The organism is Brevibacterium sp. JSBI002 (genome assembly GCF_026013965.1).
GTDB lineage: Bacteria > Actinomycetota > Actinomycetes > Actinomycetales > Brevibacteriaceae > Brevibacterium.
In genome coordinates, this window is sequence record NZ_CP110341.1 from 3,361,416 (window position 1) to 3,384,572 (window position 23,157).

The 23,157-nt window shown below is 64.6% G+C and carries 18 protein-coding genes; 8 read left to right on the forward strand and 10 right to left on the reverse strand.

Annotated features, from left to right (window positions below):
- The first annotated feature begins 93 nt into the window (after positions 1-93).
- Positions 94-1,455 (forward strand): MFS transporter, encoded by a 1,362-nt coding sequence (locus tag LJ362_RS15235; protein ID WP_264799868.1) that lies wholly within the window; start codon positions 94-96, stop codon positions 1,453-1,455.
- Here LJ362_RS15235 and LJ362_RS15240 read toward each other — a convergent pair.
- The gene (locus LJ362_RS15240) at positions 1,424-1,909 is read right to left on the reverse strand and encodes an SRPBCC family protein (RefSeq protein ID WP_264799869.1); all 486 of its coding nucleotides are present in this window, start codon (positions 1,907-1,909) and stop codon (positions 1,424-1,426) included. The genes LJ362_RS15235 and LJ362_RS15240 overlap by 32 nt on opposite strands.
- Before the next feature lie 25 nt (positions 1,910-1,934).
- A complete protein-coding gene (locus tag LJ362_RS15245; RefSeq protein WP_264799870.1) occupies positions 1,935-2,282 on the reverse strand; it encodes an ArsR/SmtB family transcription factor in 348 nt (115 codons plus the stop codon).
- A 102-nt stretch (positions 2,283-2,384) separates the two neighbouring features.
- Between LJ362_RS15245 and LJ362_RS15250 the strand changes: the two genes are divergently transcribed.
- The 4 genes from LJ362_RS15250 (at position 2,385) to LJ362_RS15265 (ending at position 7,665) form a co-directional block, all read left to right on the forward strand.
- Positions 2,385-3,044, forward strand: a complete 660-nt coding sequence (locus LJ362_RS15250; RefSeq protein ID WP_264799871.1) for a TetR/AcrR family transcriptional regulator — start codon at positions 2,385-2,387, stop codon at positions 3,042-3,044.
- Positions 3,041-3,976, forward strand: coding sequence for an ABC transporter ATP-binding protein (locus LJ362_RS15255; RefSeq protein WP_264799873.1), 936 nt, complete (start codon positions 3,041-3,043; stop codon positions 3,974-3,976). Before LJ362_RS15250 ends, LJ362_RS15255 begins: the two co-directional genes overlap by 4 nt.
- Before the next feature lie 3 nt (positions 3,977-3,979).
- Complete coding sequence (locus tag LJ362_RS15260) at positions 3,980-5,728, forward strand: ABC transporter permease (protein ID WP_264799874.1); 1,749 nt, start codon at positions 3,980-3,982, stop codon at positions 5,726-5,728.
- 266 nt (positions 5,729-5,994) lie between these two features.
- A complete protein-coding gene (locus LJ362_RS15265; protein WP_264799875.1) occupies positions 5,995-7,665 on the forward strand; it encodes an FAD/NAD(P)-binding protein in 1,671 nt (556 codons plus the stop codon).
- Positions 7,666-7,721: 56 nt separating this feature from the next.
- Here the strand turns inward: LJ362_RS15265 and LJ362_RS15270 are convergent, their stop codons facing one another.
- Genes LJ362_RS15270 through LJ362_RS15285 form a run of 4 tightly spaced genes read right to left on the reverse strand, consistent with a single transcriptional unit; the run spans position 7,722 to position 14,057 of the window.
- A complete protein-coding gene (locus LJ362_RS15270; RefSeq protein ID WP_264799876.1) occupies positions 7,722-9,971 on the reverse strand; it encodes a helix-turn-helix transcriptional regulator in 2,250 nt (749 codons plus the stop codon).
- Positions 9,968-10,972, reverse strand: coding sequence for an LCP family protein (locus LJ362_RS15275; RefSeq protein WP_264799877.1), 1,005 nt, complete (start codon positions 10,970-10,972; stop codon positions 9,968-9,970). The genes LJ362_RS15270 and LJ362_RS15275 overlap by 4 nt, the downstream gene beginning before the upstream one ends.
- The gene (locus LJ362_RS15280; protein WP_264799878.1) at positions 10,969-12,093 is read right to left on the reverse strand and encodes an aminotransferase class I/II-fold pyridoxal phosphate-dependent enzyme; all 1,125 of its coding nucleotides are present in this window, start codon (positions 12,091-12,093) and stop codon (positions 10,969-10,971) included. Before LJ362_RS15280 ends, LJ362_RS15275 begins: the two co-directional genes overlap by 4 nt.
- Positions 12,094-12,098: 5 nt before the next feature.
- Positions 12,099-14,057, reverse strand: a complete 1,959-nt coding sequence (locus tag LJ362_RS15285; protein WP_264799879.1) for an SDR family NAD(P)-dependent oxidoreductase — start codon at positions 14,055-14,057, stop codon at positions 12,099-12,101.
- 332 nt (positions 14,058-14,389) lie between these two features.
- On the opposite strand from LJ362_RS15285, the gene LJ362_RS15290 reads away from it, so the two are divergent.
- Complete coding sequence (locus tag LJ362_RS15290) at positions 14,390-15,466, forward strand: glycosyltransferase (protein ID WP_264799880.1); 1,077 nt, start codon at positions 14,390-14,392, stop codon at positions 15,464-15,466.
- On the forward strand, positions 15,451-16,506 hold the full coding sequence (locus LJ362_RS15295; RefSeq protein ID WP_264799881.1) for a glycosyltransferase family 2 protein: 1,056 nt from the start codon (positions 15,451-15,453) through the stop codon (positions 16,504-16,506). The genes LJ362_RS15290 and LJ362_RS15295 overlap by 16 nt, the downstream gene beginning before the upstream one ends.
- Positions 16,507-16,602: 96 nt before the next feature.
- Here LJ362_RS15295 and LJ362_RS15300 read toward each other — a convergent pair whose 3' ends face one another.
- Together LJ362_RS15300 and LJ362_RS15305 are read right to left on the reverse strand one after the other, a co-directional pair.
- Entirely contained in the window at positions 16,603-17,697 is a 1,095-nt protein-coding gene (locus tag LJ362_RS15300) for an EpsG family protein (protein ID WP_264799882.1), read from the reverse strand.
- Complete coding sequence (locus tag LJ362_RS15305; RefSeq protein WP_264799883.1) at positions 17,694-19,187, reverse strand: polysaccharide biosynthesis tyrosine autokinase; 1,494 nt, start codon at positions 19,185-19,187, stop codon at positions 17,694-17,696. Before LJ362_RS15305 ends, LJ362_RS15300 begins: the two co-directional genes overlap by 4 nt.
- Positions 19,188-19,489: 302 nt before the next feature.
- On the opposite strand from LJ362_RS15305, the gene LJ362_RS15310 reads away from it, so the two are divergent.
- Positions 19,490-20,758 carry a lipopolysaccharide biosynthesis protein gene (locus tag LJ362_RS15310; protein WP_264799884.1) on the forward strand — a complete coding sequence of 423 codons (1,269 nt, stop codon included), beginning with the start codon at positions 19,490-19,492 and terminating at the stop codon, positions 20,756-20,758.
- Positions 20,759-20,868: 110 nt separating this feature from the next.
- On the opposite strand, the gene LJ362_RS15315 is transcribed toward LJ362_RS15310, so the two are convergent.
- The gene (locus LJ362_RS15315) at positions 20,869-21,510 is read right to left on the reverse strand and encodes a hypothetical protein (RefSeq protein WP_264799885.1); all 642 of its coding nucleotides are present in this window, start codon (positions 21,508-21,510) and stop codon (positions 20,869-20,871) included.
- Between the two features lie 5 nt (positions 21,511-21,515).
- Complete coding sequence (locus tag LJ362_RS15320; protein ID WP_264799886.1) at positions 21,516-23,135, reverse strand: polysaccharide biosynthesis tyrosine autokinase; 1,620 nt, start codon at positions 23,133-23,135, stop codon at positions 21,516-21,518.
- Positions 23,136-23,157 lie beyond the last annotated feature (22 nt).

Sequence of the window (23,157 nt, forward strand, 5' to 3'; positions counted from 1 at the left end):
GGCTGCAGGGATCAAGAAATGAACCTTGTGGAAATGATGATGCGGAACAGTTCTCGGCCCTTTTTCGGCCGCGGCATTCAGTACAGTGGCCTCATGGCCTCGACGCTGACTCCGCCCGGTTCGGGCACCGGTTCGGGCAATCGCCTGCGCATTTTCAATTGGGCTCTATGGGATTGGGGGTCGGCGTCCTTCAACGCCGTGATCATCACTTTCGTCTTCGCCCCGTATCTGACGAAGTCCGTGGCCGCCACCGAGGAGGCCGGATCCTCGGCGCTGGGCTGGTCGATGGCCGCTGCCGGTTTCGTCATCGCCGTCATCGCTCCGGCCGCCGGCACCCGTGCCGATGCCGGGGGCAGACATCGCCTGTGGCTGGGCGTGCACACGGGAATCGTCGTGCTCACGATGTTCGGCCTGTTTTTCGTCCGCGATTCCCCCGTGTACCTGTGGCTGGGTCTGTTGCTCCTGGCTGTGGGCAGCGTGTTCTTCGAGTTCGCCGAGGTGTCCTACAACGGCATCATGGTCCGCATCACGAATCCCGACAACGTCGGCAAGGTCTCGGGATTCGGGTGGGGCATGGGCTACGTCGGCGGGCTGGTCCTGCTCGTCATCCTCCTCGTCCTCGTCATCCAGCCCGAGGTCGGCTTCCTCGGAGCCAGCGACGAGGAGGGACTGAGGTTCCGCATCGTCGCGGTGCTCTCGGCGGTGTGGTTTGCGATCTTCGCGATCCCGGCCGTGGTCTCCGCACCGGGCGCGAAGGTCAAGGGCACCTCGGGCGGGCACCCGATCCGGGCGTTCTTCGCCGATTACGCGGCGCTCGTGCGCCGGCTGATTCGGATGTGGTCGGCGGAGCATCAGACGCTGCGGTTCTTCATCGCCTCGGCGGTGTTCCGGGATGGTCTGGCTGCGATCTTCTCGTTCGCCGGTGTGCTCGCGGCCGGCAGCTACGGGTTCTCCGCTTCGGAGATCATCATCCTCGGCGTAGCCGCGAATGTCGCCGCCGGATCGGGTGCGATGATCGCCGGATGGTTCGATGATCGGCTCGGGCCGAAACCCGTGATCATCGCGGGTCTCATCGTCATAATCCTCGGCGGGCTGCCGATCCTCTTCAGCGCCGAGGCGGCCGTGTTCGGGGCCTGTGCCCTGATACTCAGCTTCTGTGTCGGTCCGGTCCAGGCTTCGAGTCGGTCGTTCCTGGCCCGCATCACTCCGTCGGAATCGGCAGGGGAGAACTTCGGGCTCTATGCCACGACGGGACGGGCCGTGAGTTTCCTGGGACCTGCGATGTTCGCCTTGGCGATCCAGTTCTTCGGCTTCCAGAGGGCTGGGACGTTGGGCATTCTCATTGTCCTGGCGGTCGGCCTGGCGCTCATCATTCCCGTCCGACCCGACGCCCCGGCGCACTCCATGCAGGCCGCGCGGAGGCTTAGCCGACGAGCAGATCGTCGATCTGGTTGATGGCACCGGTCGAACCTTCGACGACGCCCATCTCTATGACGGTGCGCAGTCCTTCGACCGAATCGAAGACCGATTCGTAGGTGGCTCGGGTTCCGGTTTCGGTCGCCACGAAGGTGTAGACGCAGCTGCTGCCGGGCATCGATTCGACGATGGTGAAGTCCTCATCGGCGAAGTAGTCGCGGAACTCCAGTCGTGTGAAACGATCGACGGCGGTCACTTCCCACAGTCCGCAGAATCTCTCCCCTTCCGGGCTCGTCATGAAGTACGTGACTCTGCCGCCGGGTTCGAGTGAATGGTCAACGACTGTGGCCGAGTAGGTCGGAGGGCCCCAGATCTGTTCGAGCTGGCGCGGATCGGCGTAGATGTCCCACACCCGCTGGGGCGATGCCGCGAATTCGGCGACGATCGTCAGCGTCAGTGTCTCTTCGTCATGAAATGTGTCGTTGACCGGCATGGCTGCTTGTCAAAGCGTGTGATGGTCAGTCTCGCGACCCGGCCGGCTCGTCTTCGGCCAGAAGGTCGTCGATTCTCTGGACTCGTTCGACCCAGTGGTCTTCGAGTTCGGTGAGCAAGCTCGTGATGGTGCGGAGCGGACCCACCTCTGCGTGGGCGATCTGCCGTCGGCCGACTCGGCGCTTCGTCACCAGTCCCACACGTTCGAGAACGGCGACATGCTTCTGCACCGCGGCGAAGCTCATGTCGTAGTCGGCGGCCAGATCGGACACCGAAAGCCCCTCTCCTGCGACCCGACGCACAATGTCACGCCGGGTGCGGTCGGCCAATGCCTGGAAAAGCGCATCGACCTCATCGTCGAGAAGTGCTTTCATGCACCCAATCATACAACCAGATGGTTGTACGTCTAGAGCACGAGGCAGATTTTCGGAAGCATCCATTGACTTCCTTCATTGAACACGCGTTTAATATTAAACATGCGTTCAACATCATCTGATTCCACCTCGCGCCGCTCCCCCAACTCCTCGCCGGAGACCGCGGAGAAGATCCTCTCCGCAGCCGTCGCGGAATTCGCCCGCCACGGTTTCACGAAGACGACGATCCGGGCAGTCGCCGCCGCTGCCGAGGTGTCCCCCGGCCTCGTCATTCACCATTTCGGTTCCAAGGAGGGCCTGCGCAGCGCATGCGATGACCACGTGTTCGAGGCGATCACGGATTCGAAGGCGAAGAACGCCGGCTATGCGGCCATGGCCGTGCAGATGATGTTCGACGACCCGAAGATGACCACCGCCCTGGACTACCTCATCAAGTCCCTGCTCGATCCCAGCGATCACGGTCAGCGCTATTTCGACCATTACGTCAACCTCGTCGAGTCCTACATCACCGAGGGCTTCGCCGGATACACCTTCCGGCAGAGCGAGGACACCCGCGGCCAGGCTGCGACGATCGCGGTCATGGCCCTCGCCCCGTCTCTGCTCGACCAGCGGCTGCGGGCCAACCTCGGCACCGCGGACACCACCGCAACGATGACTCGACTCGCCCCGCACCTGCTCGATCTCTACCAGCACGGTGTCCTCGAGACGATCGCCGACGACTCTGCACCCGAAGAATCCGCACCAGGAGAAGAGGAACCATGAGCACCCTGACCCGCACCCGCCGCACCGACGACTCCGGCAGGGCCGCCTCGGCGGCGCTCTCCCTTCGCGAGGTCGGGAAGTCCTACGGCCGTGTCCGCGCCCTCGACGGCCTCGACCTCGAGGTCGGCCGCGGCGAGGTCCACGGTTTCCTCGGCCCCAACGGTGCCGGAAAATCGACGACGATCCGGATCCTGCTCGGCATCCTCCGCCATGATGCCGGGACGGTGCGCCTCCTCGGCGAGGACCCCTGGTCGAAGGCGGTGGCCCTGCACCGGCGCCTGGCCTACGTTCCCGGAGACGTGGAGCTGTGGCCGGGCCTGACCGGGGGCGAGGCGATCGATCTGCTCGCCCGGCTGCGCGGCGGGGTCGACACCCGCCGGCGCGATGAGCTCATCGACGCGTTCGACCTCGATCCCAGGAAGAAGGGGCGAACGTATTCGAAGGGCAACCGGCAGAAGGTCGCGCTCATCGCAGCACTCGCCTCCGACGTCGAGCTGCTCCTCCTCGACGAACCGACCGCCGGGCTCGATCCGCTCATGGAGGCGGTGTTCCAGGACTGCATCAGAGAAGCGAAGGAAGCCGGACGCACGGTGCTGCTCTCGAGCCATATCCTCGCTCAGGTCGAAGCCCTGGCAGATCGCGTGTCGATCATCCGCTCCGGTCGCATCGTCGAAACCGGGACCCTGACCGAACTGCGGCACCTGTCGCGGACGACGATCACGGTCGGGCTCGAACACGATGTTCCCGTCCTGTCCGAGATGTCAGGGGTCCACGATCTCGTGCGCGAGGGTTCGCGGTTGCACTTCAGCGCCGATACGGCACAGCTGCCACGTATCATGCGGGCGCTCGGTGAGCATGACGTCGAGTCGCTCACGGCCACCCCGCCGACCCTCGAACAGCTGCTGCTGCGCCACTACGGCAAGGAGGAATGAGCGATGAATCTGCTGGCTGCGCACACAGAGGACGGTGATCGTCCCGACAGCGATCCCATCCGCGGCGGAGTTGCCGCCGCACCGCGATCCGGGCGTCACCACGGTGCACATGACCGCGAACGGGGCGGCCGCCTCGGCGCGGGGAACCTCACGGGGCTCGGCCATCTGCTGAGGTTCATGCTGCGGCGGGACCGCCTGTGGCTGCCGATCTGGGTGCTGTCCCTGGCCGCGCTCACTGCGTACTTCGCGAATGCGATCGCCGTGGTCATGGATGCGGAATCGCTGCAGGCGATGGCGGTGTTCGCGAAGAACCCGGTCATGGTGCTCATCACGGGGCCGGAATTCGGCGACGATGCGATGACGGTGCCGCGGTTCGTCGTCGGCAAGTACGGGGTCTTCCTCATGATCGGTGCGGCCCTGATGTCGATCCTCACGGTCTCCCGGCACACCAGGGCCGAGGAGGAGACGGGCCGGGCCGAGCTCATCCGCTCCGGAGCGACCGGGCGCCACACTCAGCTCATCGCGGCCCTGATCCTCACCGTGATCATGAACGTCCTGCTCAGCGTCGGTATGGTCGCGGCATTCCAGTTCTCACAGGCCGAACCCGATCCGCTGACGTCGACCCTGCTGTTCGCGGTCAGCGTCGGCGTCGTGGGGTGCGTCTTCGCCGCGATCACCGCCGTGACGGTGCAGCTGAGCGCCTTCGCCAGGGCCGCCTCGTCGATGGCCGGTGCGGTGCTCGGGCTCAGCTTCGTCCTCCGCGGGATCGGCGATATGTCCGATGTCTCCGGGGGCGGTCTCGCATGGCTTTCGTGGCTCTCTCCCCTGGGGTGGTCGCAGCAGACGGCGGCGTTCACGCTCGATCGGTGGTGGCCGCTGCTGTACTCGGCCGGCCTGTTCGCGGTCCTCGTCGTCGCTGCCCTGCTCCTGCAGTCGCGGCGCGACCTCGGTGCGGGCATCGTCGCCGAACGCCTCGGGCGGGCACATGCGCGGCCCGGGCTGTCGACTCCGCTGGGGTTGGCGCTCCGGCTGCAGTCGACGAACCTCGCGTGGTGGTCGGTGAGCATGCTCGTCATGGGCGCGGTGTTCGGCTCATTCACCGGAGCGATGGATGCCGATGCGGCAGCGATGCCGCCGGAGATCATTGCGATCATGGGCGGTCGTGCGGGCATCGTCGACGGCTACCTCGGGTACATGGCCCTCTATTTCGCGATCATCGTCGCCGCCTATGCGATCATCGCTGCGGGTGGGCTGCGGGCCGAGGAGACCGCGTTCCACACGGAACCCGTGCTCGCGACCGCGGTGTCCCGCACCGGCTGGTTGGCCTCATGGGCCGTGGTGACGATCTTCGGTGCGGCCTGGCTCATGGCCGTGGCCGGGTTCGGCGAGGGTCTCGGCGCGGCGGTGTCGATGGACGACTGGTCCCTGCTGTGGCCGACGGTCCTCGGGCATCTCGCACAGGCGCCCGCCCTGTGGGTCCTGCTCGGTTTTGCGTACCTGCTCTATGGCCTCGCTCCGCGCCTGATGAGCTTGAGCTGGGTCGTCTTCGCCGCCTCGGCGGTGCTCGCGCTCTTCGGCCAGCTGCTCAAACTCGACGACGCCGTGCTCGACCTGTCGCTGTTCACCCATATCGGCCAATATCCGGCGCAGGATCTGTCCGCCGAGGCGGTGCTGTGGTTCGTGGGGATCACTGCGGTTCTCATCGTGGTGGGGATGATCGGATTCAGGAGAAGGGGCCTCGTGACGGCGTGAGGGTGCGGCGTCAGCGCAGCGTGAGGTGAGCGTGGGGTGGGGCCTCATGGCGGCGTGAGGGCAGGCTGACGTGCACGCGCGGGCTGAAGTCATGATCCGAGCGGAGAATCGAAATGGGTTCGTCACCCGGAATGACTCCGCGAAGAACTACGCTGAAAAGTGCTCGGGCCGTCGTCGACGGCTTCTCCCCCGTCGCATGAAGTCCCCGGCATGTGCCCAGTCGCATGGGCTCTGCCGACCGCACCCCGCTGAGGAGGCGTCCCATGATGAGCAGCTCTGTCCCGTACGAGACAGACATTGCGATCCTCGGCTCCGGTGCGTCCGGATCCCACGGTCTCCTCGAGATCCTCACACGTCTGTGCGACAAACAGACTTCACTGCTCGCGCCCATGCGCATCACTGTCATCGAGCGTGACCGGCAGTTCCACTCCGGTCTGCCCTACGGACACCGCTCGGGACGTTCCTCGCTGCTGATCTCGGACCTCGAGCATTTTCTCCCCGACCGCGAGCGCAGCGATTTCATCGACTGGCTGGAGGATCGGCGAGAGGAAATGCTGCGGTGGGCCGCGACCGGCGATGCTCCCGCGTCCCCTCTCGCCGAGGCTGTCGAAATCGATTGGATCCTCCGGCACGAGCACGACATCCGGCACAGCCGTTGGGAGGGCCTCTACCTTCCCCGGCGTCTCTATGGTCAGCATCTTGCCGAGCTCGTCGCCGACGCCGTAGCGAAGGCCCGCAATGTCGCCTCGGTCGACTTCGTCCACGGAGACATCGACGAGATCACGCACCCTGCCGAGGGCGGGGTCCGCCTGCGTGAGCGCATCGGCGACGGCGGGACCGGATTCGAGCTGCACGCGCACTCCCTGCTCCTGGCGATCGGATCGCCTCCGGTCAAGGAGCTCACCGTGCTGGGCGGGAAGCGCGGTGCGGTGTTCGAGCGGGACTCCCTGGACGCGGGCATCATCGCCGACCTCCACGAACCGAGCCTCGAGCATGTGATCGAGCGGACCTGGGCGCGGCTCGAATCCCTGCCGGAGGACCAACGAGACATTCTCCTCGTCGGCGGCAACGCCGATGCCCTGGAGTTCATCCTCGCCTCCCACCGTCTCCGGCGGGCCACCGTCGCTCGGTTGCACATCCTGTGTTCCCGTGGACGACCGCACTACTGGCATCATGATCGTCCGGGAGAGACCGCGTCGACGCCGCACCTCGACCGACTGTTCGCCGCCGCCGAGGCAGGTGTGCCGCTGCGCGCACAGGAGCTCAGCCGCACGGTCGCGGAGGAGCTCAAGGCCGCGATCCGCAAGGGCAACGTCAATTCGACGATCGCCGCGCTCATCGGAGCAGTCGGTTCCTCTCTCGCCTACATGGACGACTACGAGCGGTACTCGATGGCCACCGAACACGGTCTGATCATCAACGACGTCCTGCGCCGCGCAGGCGGCGACTCTCTCGACCTCCTCATCGAGGGCATCGATGACGGCACCATCGATTTCGTCACCGGACGCTTCCGCGATGCGCGGATCGCGGCGGACCGGGTGCATGTGACGTTGGATCTGCCCGCGGACTCGACTCGAGCGGCGGACTCCTCGGCTAACTCCCCTGACAGGGACTATGCGGTCGTCGTCAACGGGACCGGGTTCGAACGGGTGACGGACACCCGATCCGCCCTGCTGCGACAGATGCTCGGTACTGGCCTCGTTCGCGCCTCCGCCTCACGGACCGGTCTCGTCCTGGACTCGTCGTTCCGGGCCGCCTCGGGGGTATTCGTCCTCGGGCCGCTCATCGCCGGTCACACTCAGGGTCGCGCCGCGTACTGGCACATCGAGAGCGTGATCAGGATCCTCTCCTTGGCCGGCCAGGTCGCCGACGAGCTCGTCGCGGACCTGCTCGATCGACAGACAGCGGAGACGCGTATGCGGATCCCCGCACAGTGACCTGGCAGCGGCCAGTAGGCAGTCGGGAAGCGGCCGGGCGGCAGTTGGTTCCTCGGCTACGCACCGCCGGCATCGAGATAGCCGAGAGTCCGGGCACGCGCGACCGCCGCGTCCCTGCTGTTGACTCCGAGCTTGCGGTAGAGGGACGAGAGATTGTTCTTGACCGTGCCCTGAACCAACATGAGGTCGCGGGCGATATCCGCAACGCTGGCTCCGCGTTCGAGACTTTCGAGCAGCACCATCTCGCGGTGGCCGAGCGTCGGGAAGTCCACGACACCGGCAACGGCTGCACCGAGCTCGCCCAACCGCGCGATGAGGGATTCCGGCGTGCCCCCGCTGCTGAGGTCGCCGCCGCTCACCGGTGAGGCGATCCGCGTGATCTTCTGCCACACCAGGCGGTCCGCACTGGCGCGGAGGAGTTCACGTCGTTCGATGATGGGCATCTGCACCACCGGCAGCAGCGACCCCACAAGCACCGAGAGCTCCAGCAGCTCCGCGAAGGAGTTCAGCGCTTCCTCTCTGTCGCCGAGGCGCAGCAGCGCCGCGGCCTTGATGCCCGTGAGCTCGGCTCTGTCCCGAGTGCAGATGTGGTTCTCGTAGTACTGTGCCTCGGCGATCCTTACAGCCGCGCCATTGCGTCCTGCGGCCAGTTCGCCGCGGGCCTGGAGCACCTGCCCGATGCCGTAGGGTCCGGTGATCGACTCCAGCAGAGACTCTGCCCGGTGCAGCTGTCCGAGGCTGATGAGCATGCCGATGCGTGAGGCGGCCAGCGACTCGATCCGTCTGTCGGTCGCTGCTGCCCGGTGAGCGTGCACCTCGATGGACTCTTCCGACCTCAGCAGGGCCGAGCGCGTGGTCGCGGTCAGCTGAAAGAGCTTCCGCTCGATGATCGGCACGTGGTACCACAGCTCGCCCATGTCCGGATAGTCGCGCATCCGACGCACCACGGCTTCGACGTCCGCCAGGTTCAGGGCGTCGAGACTGCGGTAGGCCTGGACGACGAGGGCTGCCGGCCGGAAGGTCTGCTCCTGCACGAACGGCGGGTCGTCGAACAGTGCGAATTCAGCGAGTTCGGCATCGGCACGCTCTTGGTCTCCCGCGAGATACGATGCCAGTGCCGACCACGCGATGACGGCCGGCGGCAGGAAGTCTCCCGGCGCCGCCTCCGCCTTCACCTCGTCCTCGATCGACCGCAGCAGTGCCAGCGCACGACCGGGTTCCTCGGCCAGCACACTGTGGATCGATGCCTGCAGACGGACGACTCGGTGGGATCGCCGAGCCACTCCCCCGGCGATCCAGGAGGCACCCGATTCGGCTGCGGTGCGATGCTCGCCCGCGCCGCCGAGTCGTGCCATTTCGTTCATCACTGTATGGAATCTCATGGAAGTTCCGATCTCCTCGATGGGTTGGGACTCGTCCTCCGAGTCACCTTGATCCGGCTGGACCGCGTATTCGGTGTGTGATGCCCCTGGGGCGGTGAGTCGAGCCACGCAGATGCGGGCAGAGTCCGGGCTGCCCTCCCCGGGACCGAAGCTGAGCAAGGTCTCTTGAACGATGGTCGCCACCGTCGTGATCTCTTCGAGTTCCGGAACAGCGCGCAGCGCCGATGCCGGCAGACGGGCGAATGTCGCAATGCCGGACCGGGGAAAGAGGTAGAAGAGCGGGTATCCGCAGGTGAGGAATATCCGATCGAGCAGCCTCCAGCGGCGTGTTCTGCGCGCCAGGACAAGCGCATTGTCCAGCAGCAGAGCGTCCGGAGTCCCCACCAGCTCCACTTGTGCGGTGAGAGACTCGGCCAGAGCGCTCTCCGCTGTCGCGCTCTCGCCGTTCGGCGTGCTCTCGGCAAGCGCTCTGCGGGCCCAGGCCGCGACGAGGACTGGCACGTGCCACGGAGTTCCCGCAGCACCGGAGGTCACAGCCCCGGAGATCTGCAGGCGCAGGAGCACCGTGGGAACATCGGCCCGCAGGTGCTCCGGCCACTGCTCGAAGGCCACCTCCAGAGCGACCGCGGCCATATCGTCGTCGAATCCGTCGAGCAGCGACAGCACCCCGAGCGCACGCTGATCCGCGGGTGAGAGCGACAGTGAGAACTCGTCCGAGTGCGCTACGACGAAATCTGCCAGAGCTGCGGAGCTCACGAGTTCGCTCAGAGCCCGGCCACTTGACTCGACGGCATCGACAGCCGCTCTGGCGAACGACACCCAGCCGCCGCTGGCGGACTGCAGCGCCGCAGCCTCGTCCTCCGCGAGATCGAACTGATCCTGCAGCTGGGCTGCGGTCAGACGCCGTGCGGCTTGGTCGATCATCGGCGTCGCACCGTCGCTTCGGCGGCGAAGTCGTCGACGGAATCGTCAGCGATCGATCGTTTCAACTCCTCCAGGTCATATCCGTCCGCACGCAGCTGACCATGGTCGCCGCCCGTGGAATCGTCGCCTGAGCTGTCGTCGTCTGCAGCAGGCAGGGTGATGAAGTCGATATCGTCCTCACCGATCGCCCCCAGCTGCGAGCCGAACTTCACCAGCGTGCTGGCGTCGAATCCCGAATCCACGCTCAGATACGGACTGAGCTCTCTGACGGCTGCCGACAGTTTCAGGGGGTCGGACAGGTGGCCCGTCGACACCAGTTGAGAACCGGCGGCACGAATGAATTCCTGGCGGTTGTGGATCCGCTGCAGCGTCCCGTCCGGGAACGCACCGTGTCCGCTGAAGAAGGCGAGAGCGGAGGAGCTGTCGAGCAGGTTCAGCCCCGAGGTGAAGGCGTGCCCCTCGGATTCGAACGCCGCCGTCGACTCGACCTCGACCCCGCCGAGGAGGTCCACCATGGTGTCGAGCATGGCCAGATCGATGAGCACCACATGGTCGATTTCGGTTCCGAGGAGATTCGACACGGCTCGCACTCCCATCGGCAGGCCGAGAGAGACTGCGGCTCCGATCGTGTCGCGGCCGCTTCCCGGCACACTCACCGAGGTGTCATTCGGAATCGAGACGAGCTGGACTCCGCTGCGATCGGCGGGGATGTGGGCGAGCATGATGAGATCGGAGTCGATCTCGTCGGCACCCGCCGCTCCCGCCTCGGTCTGCGGGTCCACCGTGCCGAAGAGGAGTATGTCGACGGGTGAGGAGCTTCCGGACGTCGGAGCTTCGGCCCGTGAGGCCAGCTGCTCGACCAGATCGGGATCGTCGATCGTCGTCACGCCCCTGTCCCAGGCCATCGCCAGGTACCCGTTGTAGGCACCGACTCCGGCGCCGAAGACGAGCAGTGCGACGACTGTGATCCCCGCGCACAGGACAGCAGTCCGCTTCCTCATACCGTGACCGCCTCTCCGATGGCGGCCGCGATCTCCGCCGCGACCGTGTTCCTGTCGTCCGTGGTCAGATCTGTGCTCGAGGGCAGCGCCAGACCGGTGCGATACAGCGCTTCGGCGCGTCCGGTGATATAGCGCAGATCGCAGCCGGCGTGGACAGGCTGCAGATGCATCGGCTTGAACACCGGACGTGTTTCGATTCCGCGCTGCAGCAGACTCTCTCCCAGGGTCCACGCATCCGTGCCCGAATCCGGGCCGACGATGAGGACACTCATCCAGCAGTTGCCGTCAGCAGGAGTGAGCAGGTCCAGGCCGGCCACGTGAGCCAGCGCTCGAGCATATCCCTGGTGGTGTTCGCGCTTCTTCGAAACGATCGCCCCGAGCCGGTCGAGCTGTGCGATGCCCACAGCCGCGAGGAGGTTGGACAGGCGGTAGTTGTACCCCACCTCGGTGTGCTCATAGTGGAGCACCGGCTGCCTCGCCTGTGTAGAGAGGTAGCGGACCCGTTCCGCGGTCTCCAGGTCTGAGCACAGAACCGCTCCGCCGGACGACGTCGTGATGATCTTGTTGCCGTTGAAGGACAGCGCCGCAACGGCCCCGAACGATCCGGCGGGGGACTCGCAGGTTCCGGCTCCCAACGACTCGGCAGCGTCGGAGACGACGACGGCGCCGTATGTCTCGGCGATGCGCACGATCCGCTGATAGTCGGCCGGAGTGCCGTAGAGGTCGACAGGAAGCACCGCCCGGATCGGTCGTTCCGAGGACAGCGCCTCAGAGCAGGCCACTTCGAGGACGGATGTGTCCATCAGCCCCGCCTCGTCGCAGTCGATGAAGACCGGTTCAGCGCCCACATAGTGCACGGCGTTGACCGTCGCGGCGAAGGTGAGGGTCGGAACCGCCACTCGGTCGCCGGCTCCGATTCCCTGCGAGAGCAGCGCAAGGTGCAGCGCCGCGGTTCCGGAGCTCACCGCCACCGCATGCTTACGGCCCGTGACAGCTGCCAGCCGCGACTCGAACTCGTCGAGCTGGGGACCGGCCGGGGCCACCCAGCCCGACCGCAGTGCAGCGACGATCGCCTGTTCTTCCAGCACGCCCACGGAGGGCAGGCAGAGGGGAATCCGCATCTCCATCACGCCCGTCCCTGAGCGCTCAGCCCGAGGGTCTGAGTGCCGTGATCGACGTCGATGACGGGCAGCTCCCCGGAGTCCGTGACCGTCGATGCCGGTGCGTCGACGCCGGGGCCGTCCACCGGCCCGACGGCCGCAGCCGCCGACGGTGCTTCCGCGGCGTCGACCGTGCTGAGGTAGCAGCTTCGGATGTCCTCGAGCGAGGCTGCCGGTTCAGGCACCGAATCAGGATCCAGCGGAGGCACGTCGACGGTCCACGACACTCCGTTCGTCGAGGTGCGGTCGAGCTCTTCCGGGGAGAAGAGCTCTTCGTTCAGCTTCTCCCCGACGCGCAGCCCTGTGTAGATGATCGGGCAGGTTCGTCCCGTCACCGCCATCAGCCGCTTCGCGAGATCGACGATGCGCACAGGTTCGCCCATGTCGAGCACCTGAGTCTGCCCGCTGCTGCCCAGAGCCGCGGCACGCAGGACCAGCAGGCATGCCTCGGGGATGGTCATGAAGAACCGTGTGACATCGGGGTGCGTCACGGTCAGCGGTCCGCCGCGTCGGATCTGGTCGGTGAACGAGATGAGCACCGATCCGCGAGAGCCGAGGACGTTTCCGAACCGCACCGAGACGTAGGGAAGACCGGTTGCCGCAGCGAAGTGTGCAGTGAATCGCTCAGCGACGAACTTCGACCGTCCCAGCTCGCTGCTGGGATTCGCGGCCTTGTCCGTGGAGATGTTGACGAAGCGTCCCACACCGTGTTTCTGCGCTGCTCGCAGCACGTTGAGAGAACCGTGCACATTGGTCTTCCACCCTTCGGCGGGGTAGCTCTCGAGCATCGGCAGATGTTTGAGAGCGGCCGCGTGGACGACGATGTCCGGTTTGAGTTCGGCGAATGCACGGTCGAGAGCCTGAAAGTCGCGGATATCGGCGAGGACGAGATCCGGAGAATCCATCAGAGCTCGTCCCTCGAGGCTCATGCACAGCGCGTGCAGCTCGGACTCATCACGGTCGAGCATGATCAGCCGACTGGGGTTGTGCCGGGAGATGATCCGGCACAGTTCCGAACCGATCGATCCGCCCGCACCGGTGACCAGGACGGTGCGTCCTTCGACGAGCCGAGAGATCTGCTCGCTCTCCGGCTCGGCCGCCGGTCTGCCGATGAGGTCGGTGACGTCGAGGTCGCGGATGTCGGAGATGCCGACGTCCGAAGAGAGCATGTCCAGCGGTGAAGGCACGGCGCGGACCCAGATCTGCTCCGAGTCGAGACGCTGCACCAGTGATGCGAACACCTGTGCGGGAGCTTCGGAGATGCCGACGATCACACCGGCGGCATCGGAGGCGGCGACCACCTCGGCGATAGAGGAGGTCGACCCTCGGACGGGAACGCCGTGGATGAGCTGTCGGAGCTTTCGGGGGTCGTCATCGACGATCGCGACGGGCCGGTACGGGCTGAGCGGATCGGCCATCATCTGCGTGACGAGGGAGGCCCCGAGGTCTCCGGCGCCGACGATGACGACCGGCTCCCCGGAGACCGGAATGAGGCGCAGCTGCCTGAGCACCCGGATGAGCTGTCGGCCGAAGACCATGATCGCCTGCGCGAAGAGAAGCGCCAGCAGCAGCCAGGGGATGTCCTCGCGGTATTCGGCCACGACACCCGCCAGAGAAGTGCCGGTGAAGAGGATGGCTGCGACCATTCCCTGATTGCGCAGCTCGTGATCGGAACCGAGCTGGTACCGGTTCCGGTACAGCGAGAGCAGATAGCCGAGAACCAGCTGACCGATGATCAGCATCGGCAGAAGCAGGAAGAACTCACCTCCCCAGACCCGCCCGAAGAGAGAGACGACGAGGAACCACGACACGATGAGGGCCGCCGCGTCCATGCAGGCGAGCCCGAAAGAGCTGGAGTAGAGCCGGCGGCGCTGAGGCTCGCCGGGAGCTGGCAGGGGCGCTGGGAGTTCATTGAGAGTTTTCACGAAGCCCAGAGTTCCCCACCGGAAACTCGGTCACTAGGGGGTAGGCTCCGGACAGCTTCGTGTCACTACTCTGTCACGTTCGGGTCATCACTGGTACCCGATACTCAGCCGCTCGGGGCGTTCCCGAAGTTCGCAGACGATGGGGCCATCACCGCAGTTCAGAGCCGTGCAGATGCCTCTGCAGTCGGGTTGTGACGGTGAACCGCATCGCGTCTGCGGGAGTCCGTACTCCGCACCGCCTCGACAGCGATCCGCGGCTTGCGCCTCATAGTCTGAGAAGGTCGATCGCTGCGGATGTCGACCAGCGCGCAGACTCAAGAATGGGGCACAAAGTGAGAATCGGACTGTTGGCCAGCACAGGTGGGATGTTGGACTCGTTCTTCATCGAGATCGCGGAGTCATGGCGCTCGCACGGCCATGATGTCAGCTTCGCAGCGGGAACGCCGATGGACGCGGCTCGGGCGACGGTGATCCCCGGGCTCTCCCGCCGTCCCGATCTGCGCATGCTCAGAGCGCTGTCCGGACTGAGTCAGTGGTCGAAGCGTGAGAGTCTCGACGTCATCGTCACAAACTCGGCGACCGCCTCGGCGCTGGTGAGACTGGCCGGCGGAACTGCCCCGGTCGTCTACTTCTGCCACGGTCTCCATTGGAATGAGACTCGCTCGATCGGAGATCGGGTCTGGCCGCTCATCGAACGCGCTCTGCTGCCGCGCACAGACGGCATCATCTCGTTGAACTCCGACGATCAGCGCTGGTTCGCCGCCCGATTCGCCGGCCGTCCGCAACTGCACCTGTCGACAGGAGTCGGCCTCGATCTGCTCGACTATCCGGTGAGGCCGTTGCCGGAAGGCCCTCTCCGGCTCTGCTGGATCGGGGAGTTCTCCGACCGGAAACGCCCCCACCTGGCCCTCGACATCGCTGCGCACCTGCACAGCACCGGTCTGACCTTCCGCCTGGAGATGCTCGGAGACGGCGAGTTCCGCCCCGAGATCCGCGCAGAGATCGAGAGTCGGGGCCTGTCCGGAATCGTCACCGCGAACGGGACCGGCGATGCCGCGGCCGCTCTCGAGCGCAGCCATGCCTTGGTGCACACCTCGCAATGGGAGGGGCTCCCCCGAGTCATGCTGGAGAGTCTGGCGATGGGATGTCCCAGCTATGCCTTCGATGTCAAAGGGGTGCGCGATATTCCGCTGGCACGTCTGACCGCCGATGGCGACACCGAGGCGCTGGCCGCCCGCATCTGCGCTGATTGGACGTCAGGTCGGCTGCTGGAGCCGATCTCCTTCGATCGCGGCGCCCTCGACTACTCGCATGCGGCCGATGGGATTCTTCGGTTCCTGCCGTCCCTCGTCGGGAACGGAGCTGACTCACCGGCGGGGGGAGAGGCAACATCATGTCGAATGAGCTGATCTCGGTCGTCGTTCCCGTCTACAACGGACAGCGCTACCTCGCGGACTGCCTGCGATCGGTGCTCAGTCAGTGCCATGGGGAACTCGAACTCATCGTCGTCGATGACGGCTCCACCGATTCCACACCGGCGATCATCGAGGGTTTCGCCATGGCAGACGACCGCGTGGTGCGTCTTCTCGCCGACCACGGCGGGGCGTCGAGGGCGCGCAATGCCGCTCTCGACGTCGCCCGCGGCGAATGGGTCATGTTCGTCGATGCCGATGACGAGATGCTCAGCACCTGTCTGCTCACCGCCGTCGCCGGCGTCGACTGTTCAGGAGTCGATGTGGTCACGTTCGAGACCACCGGCGACCCGCTCGACCTCGCCGAGGCGCGCGATCGGGCGCTGGTTCCCCGGCATATGTGCGCGAGCGAGAGGGTCCGGAGCAGCCGCCCCCAGCGAGTGCTCGATCCCGACTATCTGGTCCCGCGGATCGCCGACGAATCACTCAACACCGTCTGGAACAAGGCCTACCGCCGTCGGACCCTCATGCGGTCCGGCGCGCGTTTTCCCGTCGGGATCAGCCTGGGCGAGGATCTGCTGTTCAACCTCGCGGTCGCTCGCGGGGCAGTCTCCGCGGTCCATCTGCCTCTGCTCGGGTACTACTACCGCCGGGACAACTCGGCATCGGTGACTCGACAGTTCCACCCCGGCAAACACGAAGAGCTGATGGGCGTCAACGATGCGCTCCAGGAATTCGCCTCCGAACTGGGTTCGACCAGGCTGCGGGCCGCGGCCGGCTACATCAGGGCCAAGAACGCGGTGTCCTCGACCAGGGACCTCCATCATCTGGAGTGCCCATTCACCCTGCGGAAGAAGCTGTCGACTGCCCGAGGGTATCGAGATTCGGCGCCGCATGTGAGCGTCGGCGGTTTGGGAACGGTGCAACAGACCTTCGGGACCGCCTACAACCTCGTCGGCCACCGTTCGCTGTTCGCCCTCACGTGGCTGTTGGCTGCGCAGGGACTCCGGAGGCGAGCCGCAGTGCGGTCGGCCTGAGCCACGGCACGGACGGCCCCAGCCACGGCACCTGAGCCACGACGCCGCCAGGCTTGTCCCGGTCGGGCCGAGGCTCGCGCTCTCTCCTAGAGTGCTTCAGGCCTTGAGCATGTTGTCCATGAGGCCGATGTACTCGCTCCAACCAAGGAAGCCGGCCATGAGCGCCACGCTGCTCCACCCCTGCTTCCACCCTGTGAGGGAGAGTGCCGGCACTACCAGGACCAGTGGAACGATCGACCAAGAATATGCCGCCACTCTGTCGCTGTAGTAGACGAACCCCAGAGCCAGATAGTACGTGTTGAGCAGGACGAAGGCGTGGAACAGCTGACCATACCACTCGGGCAGATTGTCGAACTTGCGCAATACGACATAGCCGAATACAACGACACAGAAACCGAGGATCCAGAAGTCCAATCGGTTCGTACCACCTGTGTAGAGATCGGCGTTTGCCGGGTCGGTATAGGTCTCGAGTTCTTCGGACGACGATGCGAACGGCGCCAACAAGGTCGCGTTCAGCCCCGACAGGTACAGCAGCGAGAACAGCGTCCATACTGCAATGAGGAAGGCAGTCGGTGCTTTCGGCAGGAGGCGGACACCGAGGATGAATAGCGCCGCAGGAATGGCCGACCAGTGGAACAGAGACGCAACAGCCAAGAGCACGAGCATCTTCCACAGTCGCGTACGCCGGCACAGCGCGACGAGCCCGAGAATGATGAACGCCAATGACAGCCCCTGCCGCAGAAGGTAGCTCGAATAGCCGGTGAAGAAGCCGAAGCAGAAGGTGATGTAGTACACCAGCGTGACCTGCCACGCAGATCGCAGCAGCCACAGCAGCGCCGCAGCCATGATGGTCGACCCCAGCAGTGCGACGACGAAGAAATAGACCTTCGGGTCGTGAGTGAACAGGCCGATGAGCCAGCTGAGGATGAGGAACGCCGGCTCGCGCCCTTCGGCAGTGTAGGTGTAGAAGATCTCATCAGCGGGGGCGAAGCTGAGGATCTGAAACTCCATCGAGTAGATCGCCTTATCGGAGATCTCGTAGTTGCTCACTGCCGCGACGATCGTGTTGATGAGCACGAGGGACACCAGCGGAAGAACCGCGTTGCTCCAATGCCTCAGCTTCGGGATTCTCCAGCTGAAAACCAACATGAGCACCCAGACCGTCGTCAGGGCGAACCAGATCGCGATCATGATCGGGAGAAGCCCTCGTCGGGAACCAACGGCATGGGCCTGGTCTCAGTACCGACTGCTTCCTCCCCGGATGTCCTCACCGAGGCGGCCGATCGTTCTCGATCATCCGAGTATTCCGCCTCTTGCGGCTCATCCGGTACCACGGCGCGGATTCCGTAAGTTCTGTGCCGATCGACTTCCGCACTCGACATCTGCACTCGGTTGAGCACCAACCCGATCGGAGCCTCCAACTCATCGAGTGCTCGCACCGACTCTGCGACAGTCCTCGCTTTGACCTGTCCGGCTGCGGCGACGAGGAGCGTCCGACTGGCCAGTTTGGACAGGACGAGACCGTCAGCCACCGGCAGCAGCGGTGGACCGTCAATGATGACAAGGTCGAATCTCCCTGCAAGTTCGGCCACGAGTTCGGCCATCGCTCGCGTTTCGAGCAGCTCGGTGGGATTGGGCGGAATCTCACCAGCAGCCAATACGTGCAGATCGTCGTCGCCCCATGTCTGCAGCAGCTCATCGAGACCGAGTCCGCTGACCAAGGCGGTCGTCAGCCCTGCCGCGCCCTCCAGCCCCAGACGTGGCGCCACGGACGGTCGACGCAGATCGGCGTCGACGATGACGACGCTCTGTCCGGCGCGGGCACTGGCGACCGCCAGGTCGATCCCGATCGTCGTCTTGCCCTCACCCGGCCGTGAAGACGCGACCAGGAGCACCGTACTGTCTTCGTCGACATGCGCGAAGCGGAGGTTCGTGCGCAGCCGCAGAATGGATTCACCGCGGACTCCTCCGATCGCGGGCTCATCTCTGTTCGAGCGGTAGATGATCTCGCGATCTTCCGGCACAGCGGCCAACAGAGGTGCCTCGGTGACCGCCGTCAGATCAGTCTTCGTTCGTACGACGTTGTCGTAAGTTCCCCGTATCACCGCGATGGCGATTCCCGCCGCCAGGCCGAACAGAGCACCGATGGGAATGAACAGCCAACGCGGCAGTCCGTCAGGCCGCTGAGGCGACACAGCCTCGTTCGCTTCTATGAGATCGATGGCCGATGAATCGGTTTTCCCCGGATTCTCGAGCATGCTGATCCGCTCCGTCAGACTGCGGGAGACCGCTGTCGACAGTCGCGCGGCACTATCAGCATCGCCGGCGCTGGCCTGGACTGTGATGAGCACTGTCTCCGGATCGCTGATCGCCTCTACTTGTGAGGCCAACTCCCCCGGAGTCGTATTGAGCTCGAGGTCGGTGATCACCGGCTCGAGTACGGATTCGGTGCCGACCATTCCCACGTAGGTCTGAATCCTCTCCTTGATGAAGTCGGAGGCCATGCGCATTTCGTACGGATCGCCCGAAGTCGGCACGGACACGAACAGTTCGGTCCGCGCAGAGTAGGAAGGCGGCAGAAGGGAATAGACCCCGAACCCGGCTGCTCCGCCGGCGAGCAGCATGACGATGAGCATAATGAGGTGACGGCGGAGAAGGCGAAAGAGCTGTGGGATTTTCATCAGACGTCATTTTCGATCGGGCCGGAGAACCGGCAGGAGACGACATCGCAGCGATATTCGATGTCCAGGGTCGTGCTCACGTACTCAGCCTAGTGAGAACAGAACAGTTGTTAACGGGATTCGAGAGTCGCTACGGTTCTCCGCGCCGAATGCACGGAATGCCGCACTCGTCATGCATACTCCCGCAAAGAGTCTGCACGATGGGCTGGTCGACAGCCGGCTGGCACCATACTGGAATTCGGACCCGCCGATTCGAAGGACACCACCGTCTTGCACCGTCGGGAAGCAGGAGGATACCGCAGGTGAATAGCTCTCGTTCGGCTTTCCTTCTCGTCACCGTGGGAAACATCGCCGTCGCAGGTGCGCAGTGGTACATCGTTTGGCTGTTCGCCCTGCAGAGCGGACCCACTGCTGTCGGTCACTATTCGACCCTCATCGCGATGATGACTCCCGTCTTCATCGCCTCCCAGCTGGGATTGCGCAATCTCTTCGTCACACTGCAGCGGACGGTTCGCTGGCGAATATACCTTGGCTGTCGATTGTCGACCGTCGGGCTGTCGGTGCTCATCATCGTCGGGCTGGTCATATTGGGGCCGGATCAGATCGACAGTTCTCTCGCGTGGCCTCTGCTGCTGATCAAGGTCAGCGATTCGATCGGAGACCTGTTCTACGCGCGGCTGCAGAAGACCGAACGTCTCTTCGCCTTCGGTCTCATTCTCATCACCGTGGCTCTTGTCAGCGTTGCTGCTGTAACCATAGTCGTCGTTGCCACCGGTTCGCCGGTCGCCGCCTTGTGGGCAGCCGCAGCGGTTTCGTTCGGAGGAACGGCGGTCACGATGTGGACCGCCTCTGCTCGCCCTCCTGAAACGGCGAGCGAGGTGAAGTCTCGGACCACGGTCAGCAACGAGATCAGGGCACTCGTCTCCGCTGGCATCCCGATGTCGATGATGCAGGCAGTCTATTCCCTGCTGTCCTATGTCCCCTTGGCAGTCGTCGCCTGGTTCGGTTCGCCGGAAGATGTCGGTCGCTATGCCTCGGCTGCCTATCTGGTGGTCTTCGCAAATCTGGTGGGTGCCTCGATCGAGACAGTGGTGTTGCCGCGCTTTCGCGCCGTCTATGAGTCCGACGGCGCACTTTTCCTGCGCACAAGGGTCAAGAGGCTGTGTACGATCGGGCTGCTCGCCCTCGCCCCATTCGTCGTTCTCGCCGTGTTCATCGGTCCTTGGCTGCTGTCTGCGGTCTATGGTGCTGACTTCGAGCTCAGTCGAGTCTCCGTGCTCTATCTTTCCCTGGCAGCCATCTGCACACTCCCGACCTACCTGGCTTCGGCGAACCTGCTGGTCCTCAACCGATATTGGGCGACCTTCTTCGTCGGTGCCGCAGCGATCATCGCGGTACTGTGTGGCGGGGGTGTCGCCGGGTCGGTCGGGATGCCGGCGGTCGCCGCAGGCAGCCTCGCAGTGCTCATCGGTTCAGCGGTCCGGCTGATCGGAGAGATCCTGTGCTCGAAGCCTCGACCCGACAGGATTCACACCAAGCCGTCCACAGACGGTGCACCGCTAGGTGCCTGAAATTCGGAAGCTGTTCACTTCGCGAGCACACTGCACCGGGGTGGAGCCGACCATTCGCTCGAATTCAACTCCTGAGGTAGAGAGCCGACGGGCTCAGGCGGAGTTGGTCCTCAATTCGATGATGATTGCGCAGTACTTCGGAACTCCCAGTCGACGATGTCGAACACGCCTGGAAGCATCTGTTCGATCATCGTTTCGCTCAGTCGCGACCAGTCGTCATGGGGGTCCACGACATCGTCGCACTCGGGTCCGTCGACATGCGGCATGCGTGATCGCTGAGCCCGCTCGACCAACTCTGTCCAGCGCCGCCTCGAGGTGGCTCCGTACGCAGCCGCGAGGGGGCGGATGATTCTCGCGAACTCACGCAGCGTGAAGGACCGTTTGAGTGCGCTGGGCTCGAGGGTCACGGCTTGGCTGCGGTGCCACCGATCCATGCCGAGGACGAGATCGGCGTGGATGATGTCGGAGCTCTGCAGCCGTCGTGCCCTGAACTCGCTGAGTTCGAGACCCCATTCCGCCGCCAAAGACTCGACGTCATGTGTCACTGGCGCTCCCTCCACTCCGGCCGTTCCGGCACTATCGACTCGGAATCGGCCGGGGGCCACCTCGTCGAATCCCTGCTGGAGAAGTCCGGCAGCCAATGGCGAACGGAACAGGTTGCCGGTGCAGATGACGAGGATCCTGAACTCAATGCGGCCCCGGTCAAGCGATCTCCGGGTCGGTTCGCTACTCAACGCAGTCGAGTTCCTCACGGCACTCAGCTCCGATGCTCAGGTCCGGACCGACGCTTCGCTCGTTTGCCGAGTCTTCTCGCAAGCGTCGCTGAGCGCTGGTTGGCCGTTGCGTCTTGCTGTCGTCCTGACCCTGGTTCGGTTACGGGCCACCTCCGGGGAATATGAGCCGTGGAATCCGAGCCGAGCTGATCCGACATCCAGTTGCCTGAAGCTGTTCGCTCCGCAAGAATCGTATGCTCGTGCCCCGACCGGCCGCCGGACGGCACCAACTGCGGCTCTGCCGTTCGTTCCTGCGGAGCCGAAGTATAGGACACTGTGTATCCGTTGAGGTCGGCATGGCCGAGGGGAACCTTGTTGACGACGAGGCTGAGAGGCGTGTCGACCACGGAAAGATCCTGCAGAGCTTCGTCGAGTTCATTGCGGGAAGCTTGGTTCACTGCGACGACGTGGACGATCCGTCCGGCGGACTTCGCGAGAAGCAGACCGTCCGTGACCGGCAGCACCGGTGGGCAATCGAGGAGGACAGTGTCGAAGTCGTTGCCCAAGACTGCCATGAGTTTGGCCATCGCCCTTGATTCGATGAGTTCGACAGGATTGGCGACGCTGTCTCCGGCGGTGAGGACATAGAGTTCGTCCTGACCCCAGGGTTGCAGCAGATCGTGGACGTCGGCGGCCCCGACCAGCGCCGTCGTCAGCCCGGCTGAGTTCTCCAATCCGAGTCGATCGGCAACGGCCGGCTGACGCAGATCGACGTCGACGAGAGCAACGCGCTGCCCGGACTGAGCCAGAGATACGGCAAGTTCGATGCAGGTAGAGGTCTTTCCTTCTGATGGGATCGACGAAGTGACAGCCAGGATGTTGCTCGAGTCCTCGACCCGCACGAAACGCAGGTTCGTCCTCAGCCGTCGTATTGCCTCGTCGTATGGGGTGTCCTGGCGAAGCGCCGGCAGTCCAGTCCGGGACGAGGAGTCGCTGTGCATCGGCAGTGATCCGAGGATCGGCGCGTTCGTGATCTCTCGGATACCGGAGATTTCGCGGATCTTCGAGTCCACAGCCGACCGGAACAATGCGCCGGCGATGCCGAGGGCGGCTCCGAGCAGCATGCCGATGGTCACGTACAGCCACCAGGCAGGTCCGTCTGGGGACACCGGTACGATCGCGTCATTGGCAACCGCCAGCCTGATTCCCGACTGGGCTTTGCCATGCCTGGATTCGAGGTCGGTGATCGTCTTCGTGAGATTGTTCGCCACCGACTCGGACAGCAGCGCTGCTTGGCCCGGCGAGGCGGCGGTGGCGTCGACAGTCAGCAGAACGGTCCCGTGATCCGACGAAGCCGAGACTTTGTCGTCCAGTTCCACAGGAGTGAAGTCCAGGCTGAGCTCACGAATGACCGGTTCGAGCACTTTGCGTGAGTTCGCAAGGTCGACATACGTGCGCAGCCGTTCTTGGACGAAGGCGGAGGCGATCTGCTTCTGGTCCGGATTCGCAGCTTCGACCGTCGAAACGAACAGTTCGGTCTGGGACGTGTATTCACGCGGCTGCAAGAGGAACGCGGCTCCGGCGCACAGTCCGCCAACTGTAATCATCACCGACAGCAGAACGGCGTTCTTGCGCAGGATCCGCACATAGTCGACGATACTCATTTCGGTTCCAATCGGGTCGAAA

Bases quoted from the DNA above. Each gene is read 5' to 3' on its own strand.
- LJ362_RS15320 (WP_264799886.1), bottom strand. From the start codon at position 23,135: ATGAGTATCGTCGACTATGTGCGGATCCTGCGCAAGAACGCCGTTCTG.
- LJ362_RS15280 (WP_264799878.1), bottom strand. From the start codon at position 12,093: ATGCGGATTCCCCTCTGCCTGCCCTCCGTGGGCGTGCTGGAAGAACAG.
- LJ362_RS15245 (WP_264799870.1), bottom strand. From the start codon at position 2,282: ATGAAAGCACTTCTCGACGATGAGGTCGATGCGCTTTTCCAGGCATTG.
- LJ362_RS15305 (WP_264799883.1), bottom strand. From the start codon at position 19,187: ATGAAAATCCCACAGCTCTTTCGCCTTCTCCGCCGTCACCTCATTATG.
- LJ362_RS15260 (WP_264799874.1), top strand. From the start codon at position 3,980: ATGAATCTGCTGGCTGCGCACACAGAGGACGGTGATCGTCCCGACAGC.
- LJ362_RS15275 (WP_264799877.1), bottom strand. From the start codon at position 10,972: ATGAGGAAGCGGACTGCTGTCCTGTGCGCGGGGATCACAGTCGTCGCA.
- LJ362_RS15300 (WP_264799882.1), bottom strand. From the start codon at position 17,697: ATGATCGCGATCTGGTTCGCCCTGACGACGGTCTGGGTGCTCATGTTG.
- LJ362_RS15255 (WP_264799873.1), top strand. From the start codon at position 3,041: ATGAGCACCCTGACCCGCACCCGCCGCACCGACGACTCCGGCAGGGCC.
- LJ362_RS15265 (WP_264799875.1), top strand. From the start codon at position 5,995: ATGAGCAGCTCTGTCCCGTACGAGACAGACATTGCGATCCTCGGCTCC.
- LJ362_RS15240 (WP_264799869.1), bottom strand. From the start codon at position 1,909: ATGCCGGTCAACGACACATTTCATGACGAAGAGACACTGACGCTGACG.
- LJ362_RS15270 (WP_264799876.1), bottom strand. From the start codon at position 9,971: ATGATCGACCAAGCCGCACGGCGTCTGACCGCAGCCCAGCTGCAGGAT.
- LJ362_RS15235 (WP_264799868.1), top strand. From the start codon at position 94: ATGGCCTCGACGCTGACTCCGCCCGGTTCGGGCACCGGTTCGGGCAAT.
- LJ362_RS15295 (WP_264799881.1), top strand. From the start codon at position 15,451: ATGTCGAATGAGCTGATCTCGGTCGTCGTTCCCGTCTACAACGGACAG.
- LJ362_RS15250 (WP_264799871.1), top strand. From the start codon at position 2,385: ATGCGTTCAACATCATCTGATTCCACCTCGCGCCGCTCCCCCAACTCC.